The sequence below is a fragment of the Microbacterium sp. NPDC055903 genome (assembly GCF_053615555.1).
In genome coordinates, this window is sequence record NZ_JBSHCA010000002.1 from 246,378 (window position 1) to 255,208 (window position 8,831).

13 protein-coding genes are annotated in these 8,831 nt (G+C 66.7%); 2 read left to right on the forward strand and 11 right to left on the reverse strand.

What is annotated here, in order from left to right; all coding sequences use genetic code 11:
* Positions 1-61: 61 nt before the first annotated feature.
* A complete protein-coding gene (locus ACWGJP_RS10535) occupies positions 62-415 on the forward strand; it encodes a metalloregulator ArsR/SmtB family transcription factor (protein ID WP_452329745.1) in 354 nt (117 codons plus the stop codon).
* A gap of 93 nt (positions 416-508) precedes the next feature.
* On the opposite strand, the gene ACWGJP_RS10540 is transcribed toward ACWGJP_RS10535, so the two are convergent.
* From ACWGJP_RS10540 to ACWGJP_RS10565, 6 genes are read right to left on the reverse strand one after another with little or no spacing between them, the layout of a single operon-like run.
* Positions 509-1,126, reverse strand: coding sequence for a recombinase family protein (locus tag ACWGJP_RS10540; RefSeq protein ID WP_452329746.1), 618 nt, complete (start codon positions 1,124-1,126; stop codon positions 509-511).
* Between the two features lie 3 nt (positions 1,127-1,129).
* The gene (locus tag ACWGJP_RS10545) at positions 1,130-1,471 is read right to left on the reverse strand and encodes a hypothetical protein (RefSeq protein ID WP_452329747.1); all 342 of its coding nucleotides are present in this window, start codon (positions 1,469-1,471) and stop codon (positions 1,130-1,132) included.
* Between the two features lie 15 nt (positions 1,472-1,486).
* Positions 1,487-2,089: a hypothetical protein gene (locus ACWGJP_RS10550; protein WP_452329748.1), complete on the reverse strand. Its 603-nt coding sequence runs from the start codon at positions 2,087-2,089 to the stop codon at positions 1,487-1,489.
* The gene (locus tag ACWGJP_RS10555; RefSeq protein ID WP_452329749.1) at positions 2,089-2,619 is read right to left on the reverse strand and encodes a hypothetical protein; all 531 of its coding nucleotides are present in this window, start codon (positions 2,617-2,619) and stop codon (positions 2,089-2,091) included. The genes ACWGJP_RS10550 and ACWGJP_RS10555 overlap by 1 nt, the downstream gene beginning before the upstream one ends.
* Positions 2,616-3,323 (reverse strand): hypothetical protein, encoded by a 708-nt coding sequence (locus ACWGJP_RS10560; protein WP_452329750.1) that lies wholly within the window; start codon positions 3,321-3,323, stop codon positions 2,616-2,618. The genes ACWGJP_RS10555 and ACWGJP_RS10560 overlap by 4 nt, the downstream gene beginning before the upstream one ends.
* Positions 3,316-3,462, reverse strand: coding sequence for a hypothetical protein (locus ACWGJP_RS10565; protein ID WP_452329751.1), 147 nt, complete (start codon positions 3,460-3,462; stop codon positions 3,316-3,318). Before ACWGJP_RS10565 ends, ACWGJP_RS10560 begins: the two co-directional genes overlap by 8 nt.
* A gap of 428 nt (positions 3,463-3,890) precedes the next feature.
* Between ACWGJP_RS10565 and ACWGJP_RS10570 the strand changes: the two genes are divergently transcribed.
* Positions 3,891-5,261, forward strand: coding sequence for a type IV secretory system conjugative DNA transfer family protein (locus tag ACWGJP_RS10570; RefSeq protein ID WP_452329752.1), 1,371 nt, complete (start codon positions 3,891-3,893; stop codon positions 5,259-5,261).
* 45 nt (positions 5,262-5,306) lie between these two features.
* Here the strand turns inward: ACWGJP_RS10570 and ACWGJP_RS10575 are convergent, their stop codons facing one another.
* From ACWGJP_RS10575 to ACWGJP_RS10595, 5 genes are all read right to left on the reverse strand, one after another.
* Positions 5,307-5,588, reverse strand: a complete 282-nt coding sequence (locus tag ACWGJP_RS10575; protein WP_452329753.1) for a hypothetical protein — start codon at positions 5,586-5,588, stop codon at positions 5,307-5,309.
* A 104-nt stretch (positions 5,589-5,692) separates the two neighbouring features.
* Positions 5,693-5,836, reverse strand: a complete 144-nt coding sequence (locus ACWGJP_RS10580) for a hypothetical protein (protein WP_452329754.1) — start codon at positions 5,834-5,836, stop codon at positions 5,693-5,695.
* Positions 5,837-5,838: 2 nt separating this feature from the next.
* Positions 5,839-6,210, reverse strand: coding sequence for a hypothetical protein (locus ACWGJP_RS10585; RefSeq protein WP_452329755.1), 372 nt, complete (start codon positions 6,208-6,210; stop codon positions 5,839-5,841).
* A gap of 30 nt (positions 6,211-6,240) precedes the next feature.
* A complete protein-coding gene (locus tag ACWGJP_RS10590; protein WP_452329756.1) occupies positions 6,241-8,271 on the reverse strand; it encodes a hypothetical protein in 2,031 nt (676 codons plus the stop codon).
* Positions 8,268-8,786, reverse strand: a complete 519-nt coding sequence (locus ACWGJP_RS10595; RefSeq protein ID WP_452329757.1) for a hypothetical protein — start codon at positions 8,784-8,786, stop codon at positions 8,268-8,270. The genes ACWGJP_RS10590 and ACWGJP_RS10595 overlap by 4 nt, the downstream gene beginning before the upstream one ends.
* Positions 8,787-8,831 lie beyond the last annotated feature (45 nt).

An 8,831-nucleotide genomic window follows, 5' to 3' on the forward strand; every position in this document is an offset into this window, starting at 1 on the left:
AACGTCGATACGAGTATGCGGGCATCTATCGATGACTGTCAATATCGATTATCATCGATGCATGGTTCAGTTACTCGAGGTCACCGATGTGTCCGCCGGCGTCGCCTGCTGCGCGCCGCTCGTGAAGGAGCCCCTCGGGCTGGAGGAGGCGGAGCAACTCGCAGCCCGGTTGAAGGCCCTCGCGGATCCGACCCGGCTGCGGCTGCTGTCGATCGTCGCGTCCAGCGCGGACCAGGAGGCGTGCGTGTGCGATCTGATCGACCCGGTCGGGTTGTCGCAGCCGACGGTGTCCCATCACCTCAAGGTGCTCACCACAGCCGGATTTCTGACCCGCTCCCAGCGAGGGACCTGGGCGTATTACCGTCTCGTGCGCGAATCGCTGGGCCAGGTGGCTGCAGTCCTCGAATCCGCATAGCCGAAGCAGCGCGACGGTCCGAGTCAGAGCACGGGGATACGAACGCGGGCGTTTCCGAGGATCCTGCGGTTTCCCTAACGCTGCCGAGACGTCTCAATCATGGGGTTCCGCAACCACGCCAGCGTGCATTGAGCTTCCGACAGCAGCGCGATGCCGGTAGTACGTGGCCTTTGACCAGCCGACCGTCTTGGCAGCCTCGACGACGCCGAGCCCCTCGTTCTCCATGAGGTGCTCAACCGTGCGCACGTGAAGTGCCACGGTCGCCGGCTCGGGAGCGGGTCGCCCGAACTTCACGCCCCGCGCGCGTGCCGCGTCGACGCCGGCCTGGACACGCTCCTGGATGAGCTCGCGCTCGTACTCGGCGAAGGTCGCCATCAGGTTGAGCATCAGGCGGCCCTCGCGGGTCGACGGGTCCATGCCGTCCGAAAGCGATCGCACCTGGACACCGCGCTCCGTGAGCCCGTGGACCGTGGTGATCACGTCGATCATCGACCTGCCGATTCGGTCGATGCGCCAGACGACGAGTTCATCGCCCCCGCGCAGTCGCATGTCCAATGCCGCCCAGCCGGGTCGCGACCGAGTGAGCTTCGCACCCGAGATCTGATCGGAATAGATGTGGCGCGCGTCGACGCCTGCATCCAACAGCGCCCGACGCTGCAGATCATCGCTCTGCTTGTCCGACGTCGACGTGCGCGTGTAGCCGTACCTCATCGCTCAGTCCGACTCGGGGGTGGCGCGCATGGCCTCGAGCCAGATCTCCATCGCCCGCCAGAGTCCGCTGTTCCTCTCCACGGGGAGATCCGCGACGACCGGAGCCTCGTCGTCTCGACCGTCGCGGTTGTAAAGGTAGATGTTCACGTCGAGCAGTTCTCCGCCAGCGCCAACGCTCGCCCCGGCGCTGACACGGAGATCGCTGGTGAGAAAGACTTCGAGCGTGGCGATGAAGATCATGCCGCGCTGATCGCGCAGCACCGACTCTTCGAAGTCGGCGGTGGTCGTGAGAAGACGGTCGAACTCGTCGAGGTGCGTCTGCAGAGTGATGTGGTTGTCGGTCATTGTTCTGTTCCAATCTCAGTTGAGTACGAAGCTGGCGATCGTCTCGCCGGCGTCCTGGCACATCCCAATGAACTTCTGGAGTTCGATCTCGGTGCTGCTGGTCGCGCTCTCGGTGCCGAGGACGAGGGCGCGGTCGGTGATGGCCACACGCTCGGTCGCGCCGCTGGTCAGCCGGAGGGGACTGTCGCCGTCCCAGGTGACCTGCCACTTGTCGCCCCTGTACGGCGCGATCGCTCCGGTGCCGCCGTCATCGAGCCGGCCCAGGCACGTGTAACGCATGTAGCTCAGCGAGCCGCCGTCCTGGTCGACGACCCAGCTCTCCAGGAGGGGGCTGAATGCCTGAACGGCGTGGAGGTACTGGACTCCGCTTTCGGGCGCGAGATCGACCTCTTCACCCGACGACTCGTCCTCCTCAGCGGCGTCACCGTCATTGACGTCCGCCGTGGACTCGGCATCGTCAGACACGTCCGCCTCCGCGGGAGAGTCCGGGGCGGCGGTGACCGTGACCGTCGGCACGGGCTCGGCAATCGGCGCGTCCCCCGGATAGGTGCATCCGGTGACGGCGACCGCCATCAGCGCGAGGCAGCCGCAGACTCCTGCGAGCATGTTCTTCGTCATCACTTCGTTCCCTTCTTCGTCTTCATCGAGTGCACGATCCCTGCGAAAAGCGTCGGGAAGCAGATCACACTCGCGAGGAGGCCGCCGGCAGCAAGGGCGACCCAGATGTTGCCGAACACGCCCAGAGAGAACTGGATGACGGTACGCAGCAGCACGAAAGCGATGCCGTAGCCGATCGCGAGGAGGACCAGACGCAGCAGTGAGCTGCGGTCGATCCATGCCTGGACCATCCCGACAATCGCCTTGAGCGCGCTCTTACCCTCCTCGATCCGCGCGTCGTCGCTCTTCGCGCTCGGCAACACGATGAAGCCATTGCGGAGCATCAGCTGCACGAGCATCGAGATCACCGCCGCAGTACCGGTGGCGGCGAGCTCGAGCATGCCGAACTGCGCCAGACCCCAGGCGAGCGAGACGAGAGCGCCGATCGCGAGGAAGGTTGCGAGCACGCGCCACACGTGCGCCCCCGAGTCGAAGTTGGTGTTGTGGATGTGGATGTCGGGGATCCGCGGGGATCCGCTGGCGGTGGTCATGACTGCTCTCCCTTGCTGATGATGCGGACGACCGAGTCGACCTTCGACGGGGTATGCGAACGGGTGGTCGTGGACGGCGCGCTGACGGCGGACGCGCGGCGGACCGCCGGGGCTCCCCAGCCCCAGGCGTACGCATACCAGCCGCCTAACAGGAGCCCGAGGGGGACCTGGATCTCCAGCCAGGAAATCCAGCCAGCGGCGTACCAATGCGACAGCACAGCCGGCGCGATCCGGCCCCCGGTGACGGTCTCGATGACGCCGGCCCAGGCGTGAATCGCCCAGAGGTCCCACCCGAGCGGTCGGCCGATCACGGCGAAGGCACCTGCGAGCGTTGCCGCCACCAGGTAGGGCCAGACACGGACGCGATACCGGTCGGCCGCGAGCTCCCATCCGCGGTAGGACACCCAGCCGATCAACCATGCCAGGCCAAACCAGACCGGCAAAACCCATCCGTAGACGAGTACCCACGCGACCAGACCCAACGCCGAGGTCGTCGCGTCCTCATGCCGCGTCCAGCGGTGAAACGAGCCCTTGGTCTCCGTCTCCGCGAATGCGGCGTCGCCCAGACCAGCGGTCGCGCGGTCCCGCTGACGTGCTCGACGCGCCAGGATCTCGGCACGCCGGGCAGCGCCCGCGCGGTCGAGCCAGCGCCGCCCCTTGATCCACGCGGAGCGCTCGGACTCGAAGCGTCCGCCCTCAGACATGACCGAGGTCCAGGCCGGGCACGGGCAGGATCGCCGCACGCGGCAGAGGGGTGACGGTCGTGCCGACGATGAAGCCGATGAAGAAGGCAGCACCGAGGACGACGAGAAGAATGATCGCGCCGAAGACAAGCTTCCACATGGGCGGTCCAATCCGAGATCGAGACGTCATCCCGGATATGGAGAGCAAGCGGACTCAGGCGTGAGCGCTCCGGTGCACTCCCAATCATGCTGGCACCCTTGAGATAAATCAAGACATCCAACATGATTTATGCATGCGGATTGACGTTGATGAGGTGTACGCCGCGCGGCTGACGCGGCTCGCCGAGGCCGCAGGTCTGTCCAGTGCACGATGGGTGCGCGGGGCAATACAGGCCGCGGACGAGGAACCGACGATCGCGAGTCGGATTGCCGATGCTGCTCCGGCATCAACTCACGGTGGGCACAGACCTGGTGCCGGACGCCCGCGGCGGGAAACCGCAACCGAAGGGTCCGACGATGCTATTCGACACAATCAAGGCGAAGGTCGCTGACCTCGTCTCCGAAGGTCCTCGGAGCGTAGGTGCTGATTTGCAGCGCGACGAGCGAACGCCGTTCGCCGGATTCGCGGTCGACGAGCAGACCGGGTACCCCACCGGTCTCGCACCCTGCGGGCCGCACTTGCTGGTGCTCGCCGGCTCGGGCGCGGGAAAGTCGCGTCGGGTGCTGGTCCCGCAGATCCTGACCTGGGACGGACCGGTATGCGCGGTGAGCGCCAAGAGCGATCTCGCGGAGATGTCGGCAGCCCATCGGGCGCACCGTGGCGGACCGCAGTATGTGATGGATCTGACGGGGCAAGCAGACTGGGACCAGCTGCCCGACGACATGATCCGTGTCGTTAACGACCCCTGTGCGCTGCTGGTGCCGGATGCCGATGGCTCCACGGATGACTCGGCGATGGACCTCGCCACGCTTCTCACGCAGGTGGGTACGTTGGGCATGGGCGGCGGCTCGGGTGGGGGAGGCGATTCCGCCTTCTGGATGACGCTCGCGCTTGGCACGCTGGCCTGTCTCATCCAGGCCGGTGGCTGGTACCCCGATCCCGCGACCGGTGAGCCGGTGTGGGGCGGCGGGATCGGATGGGTGCTTCAGGCAGCGCTCAACCCTGGAGCCGAGACCGACGCCGAGACCGACGAACTGGACCTGGAGACGCCGAGCTGGGACGTCGCCGCCCTGCGCGGTGAGCTGCTCGGCTCCAGTCACGTCGCCGAGATCGAGAGCACCAAGATGCTCGACCCGAAGCAGCGAGATTCGGTCGGGATCAACCTGCGCGTCGCGCTGTCGAGCTGGAAGAAGCGAGCGGTGCGAGGCGACGGCAGCGAGCAGCCCTTCACCCCGGCGCTGTTGGAGGACCCCGCGGCGACGCTGTACTTGGTCTCACCGTCCTCGGGTACGGCGGCGGGAGCTGCCGCGTCGGTGATCGAATCGATCGTCGCGCACTGGACGCTCAACGCCATCAAGCGCGGTCTGCCGAAGATCGCAATGGTTGTTGATGAGGCACCGCAGATCTGCCCGCTCCCGCGCCTGCGCGAGCACATTGGCCTCATGCGCTCCTACGGGTGCCACTTCACCGTCGCCGCGCAGCACTCGACGCAGTTCACGGCGCGCTTCGGTGAAGCCGAGAGCAAGGCGCTCCTCCAGGTGTTCCTCGGCACCGGAGTCCTCATCGGCGTCGGCGCGATCGAGAAGGACATCCTCGAGCAGGCCGCGTGGACGGAGCCGCCGACCGAGCGTCAGGTTGCGTCCTGGGATGCCTCAGGCCGGGAGAGCCGCTCCGCGGATCGCGTCGAGCTGCACGGTGCGGAGCTGCTGCCGCGCCACCAGGGCGAGGGGCGGCTCCTCGTGCGCGGCCGGAGGGGCTCGTTCGTGCGGCTGATCGACTACACGGAGATGCTCGCGTGATGATGTTGCCCGGCGCAATGGCGGTGTAGCGCGAGCGGAGCCATGTCAGTCGGCCTTCCTGCGCCGCTCTGCCTCCCAGGTGTCGAACAGTGCTCGAATCTCAGGCTCGGTGAGCGGGCGTGCCGTGCGCGTGACGTAGAAGTCGACGAAGCGGCGCACGTCGGATGAGTAGTACACGGGGCCGTCCGCTCCCATGGCGTGGGCCTTCATCATCATGTACTCGTGAAAGCGCCCCATGTGGTCGCCGAGCACGCCAGCGAGGAGGGCCTCCGAGTAGCCGAGCTCATGATCCGGCTCGGGGAGCGGATCGGAAGCGTGCGATGCCATAGCCTAATTCTCTCGATGTCGTCCGGTTCGCGGAAGGTCGGCGAGGGACCGAGCGGCTCAGCTCGAATGGTAGAGCCGCTCGGCCTCTCGTGACGACGTGCTCGCTACCTCTTGATATCGAGCTGCGGGCATCCCGGACGGTGGTGCACCTCGTCGTCCGTGAGATGGGTGCCCTCGTCGCAGTCGACGCAGAAACGCCAACCAGCTCCGCCGATGATGTACTGCCCGCCGATCCCGAGGGTCGCCACGTTCACATCCCCATGCCCTGCGGGCGGTTCGCGCCGCGATCCCTCAGACGCGCGTTCTGCCGCGCCTGAGCCTGCTGGCGCTGGGCGATGCGCTGCTGCGCCGCGGTCGGTGCCGGCTTCTGCCGCCCCTGCTTGTTCGTCTGCTGCTTCTCGTTCATCGTCGTGTTCTCCTTCGTCGTGGTCGCTTGCGCGCCCTCAACGCGCGCCGTGCGATGACGGTTCACCGCACGCGCCTGGCCCTGCTGCAACTCGCGCTGGACCTGCTGCATCTCCGGGGAGCTCCCGAACCGGCGCTCGGCCTGCTTCTGCCCGTCGAGCGCGATCGCCGTCCTGATCTTCCGCACTTCGCGCGGGTCGGTCTTCTGTTCTGCCATGTCCTCGTCCTCTCACCTGTCTTGCTGGAGCTACATCTCCATGCCCTGACTCTCGGTCTCCGTGGCCTTCTGGTTGTCCCTCCTCTGCCTCATCTGCTTGTCGAGGAGCCGCTGCTGTGCCGCCGTGCGCGACGTCGCAGCCGGCTCCGGGGCCTCGGTTCCGCGCATCGATCCAGGGCGCTCGCTGGACATCGTCGCTGCGCGGTCGTACTCGCCCGCACGGGTGAGCTCACGCGCCTTTGTGGAACGAGCCAGATGCGCCTGATAGTCATCAGTGCTATCCGAATCGCGCGCCAGCTCGAACTCCCGACGGCCGACCGCTTTCGCGGTCTCGCGACGCTCGAAGTGACTCGTAACCGCCGGGTGGAAGCGCACGCCGAGCTTGCCCTCGAGCGTGTCGCGCCCGATCCCGATCTGCGTCGCGCGGCGCTCGAACTCGGGATCGGGCAGCTCGCCGCGCTCGAAACGTCCCGCGTAGTCCTCGTCGAGCGCGATCAGCGCGTCCAATCGGGCCTGCGCTTTCGGATTCCGACCCCTCAGCTCGCGCAGACGAGACCGGAACTCCTCGGGTGCGACTTGGGTCTCTGCGGGCTCATGGGCCTCCTCAGCGCGGGTGATGAGGAGGCGACGCTTATCCTCGGCCGGTGCCTCTGCAGGCGCTGCAGTCTCCGACTTCGCCTGCGCCGTAGCGGCAGCAGCCTCGCGCTCGGCGCGCAGCCGCTCAAACTCGGCCTCGTCCTCACCACTGTCGCGCCACTCCTGCATCTGCTTCTTGGCTCGCTCCAGGGCGGACAACGGCTGCTCATGACCATCACCCGTCGACAGCTCAGCTGCCTGCTGCTCTCGCTCAGCCTGCGCCAACGCCTCGACGTCAGCCTTCAGCTGCTCGAGCTCCGCTTGCTCCTGAGCACTGAGCGGCTGACCGTCGACCTGTTCAATCGGCAACGGCTTACTGGGGCCAGTCTGCTGCCTGATCACGAGCGGCTTGAGCTCGAGACCCTGCGCCTTCCGGTCGAGCTGCTCACCAATCGTCGAGTACGTGAACCCGGGGCCGAGGGTGCCGCCCCGCACCGACCGCTTCCCCGTGGCGACGCGGTAGCGGTAGTCGTGGTTCTTGCCGGGCTTGCCGCGACGCAGACCGATCTCGTCGACGACGATGCCGCGCGATCGCATTTCGGCGACGAACGAGTCGTGGTCGACCACCGTTTCGTCCTGCAGGGCCTCTGCAACTTCGAGTCGGATACGGTTCTGACTGCTTTCCCTGCCGCGCTTCTGGTCCCAGTAGCTCTTCTGCCCATCGCGCTGCTGCGCGTCCATGTACTCCTGCGTGCCGACCCGCGCCAGCGACTGCCGAAGCCCGAGCTCCGGATGAGCGTCCAGGTGCTGCTCGAACGCCGCCCGGATGCTGTGAACGCGGGTGAGATCGCCGGCCATCTTCTTGCCCGCGGCGTAGTGGGCACCATCCAGCGTGAAGGCTTCGTAGATCGTGGCGTTGGAAGCGACATGAACGTGCACCAGGCCGGACTCGCCGTTGCGCTCCAGCCACCTCGACTCCTGCAGCCCCGGATACAGCGCATCGCGCGCGGCGTTCACGGCCGCCCAGAAGCGTTCGATGTCCTCGGGGTTCTCCGGATTCACGATGTCGGCGCTGGCCGCGTAGATCGTGTGTACCGCCTCGGACTCCTTGACCACGAGGTCGCCGGCCTCGATGCGCAGATGCGTGGGCGTCTCACCGGGACCTGCCAGGCGCTTCCGCCACCGCTTCCCATCGTGGTAGCGAACGTGTGTGCCTCGCTGTCCGCTGGCATGCATGCCGGTGTCGGGATCAACGCTCTCGTAGGTCGCCTTCTCCGTGCGTCGCGCGCCCTGCGTGCCGTGCTCCTCGCGGACGCGCTTCCACTCCGCGATCTGCATCTCGACATCATGTGAACAGTGACGCGTCGTCGCCAGAAGGTGCGGCTCCTGGCCCTCCTTGGTCGAGTCGCGATATCGCTGCAAGCTCGCAGCGGTGCGGCCAGTGAGCACCTTGACGGTGATGCCACCCGCTGTCGGCTCGCTCACGCCCGCCCTCGCATCTGTTCCACGAGGGCACGCACCACGGCACGCAGCGTGTCGTCGTCGCGCTCGGCGTCGGACTGCTCGGTGAGCCGCCGCTCGATGCCCTGGAGGGCGAGCACCAGCGACTCGATGTCGTCCTGAGATACCGGCGCGCCCTGTCGCGCACGCATTCCGAGCACGTTCGCCAGTTTCGCGATCTGATTGGTGTGGACGCCGATGCGCTGTCGCTGCAGCGCACGGTGCCCCCATGCATCGCTCAGATCACGGAGTGCATCTACGAGCGCCTGCATCGACTCCGCTCCCGCTTCGTCGGCCTCAAGCCGTGCGAGAAGACCGGCGACGAGGTCGCCGCGGTGCATGTCGTAGACCTTGGCAAGGAACCCGCCGCGCGACAGATCGAGCTTCGACCTGTCTTCGTCGAGCCGCTTGAGCCGCTCGGGCGTCATCGTGACGTAGACACCCTTCGCATCCGGCGAGAGCTTGCGCTTCGCCGACTGTGACGTGATCGCTGCACTCATGGAGACAGCACCCCCTGGATTCGATCCGTGCGATTACATGTGACA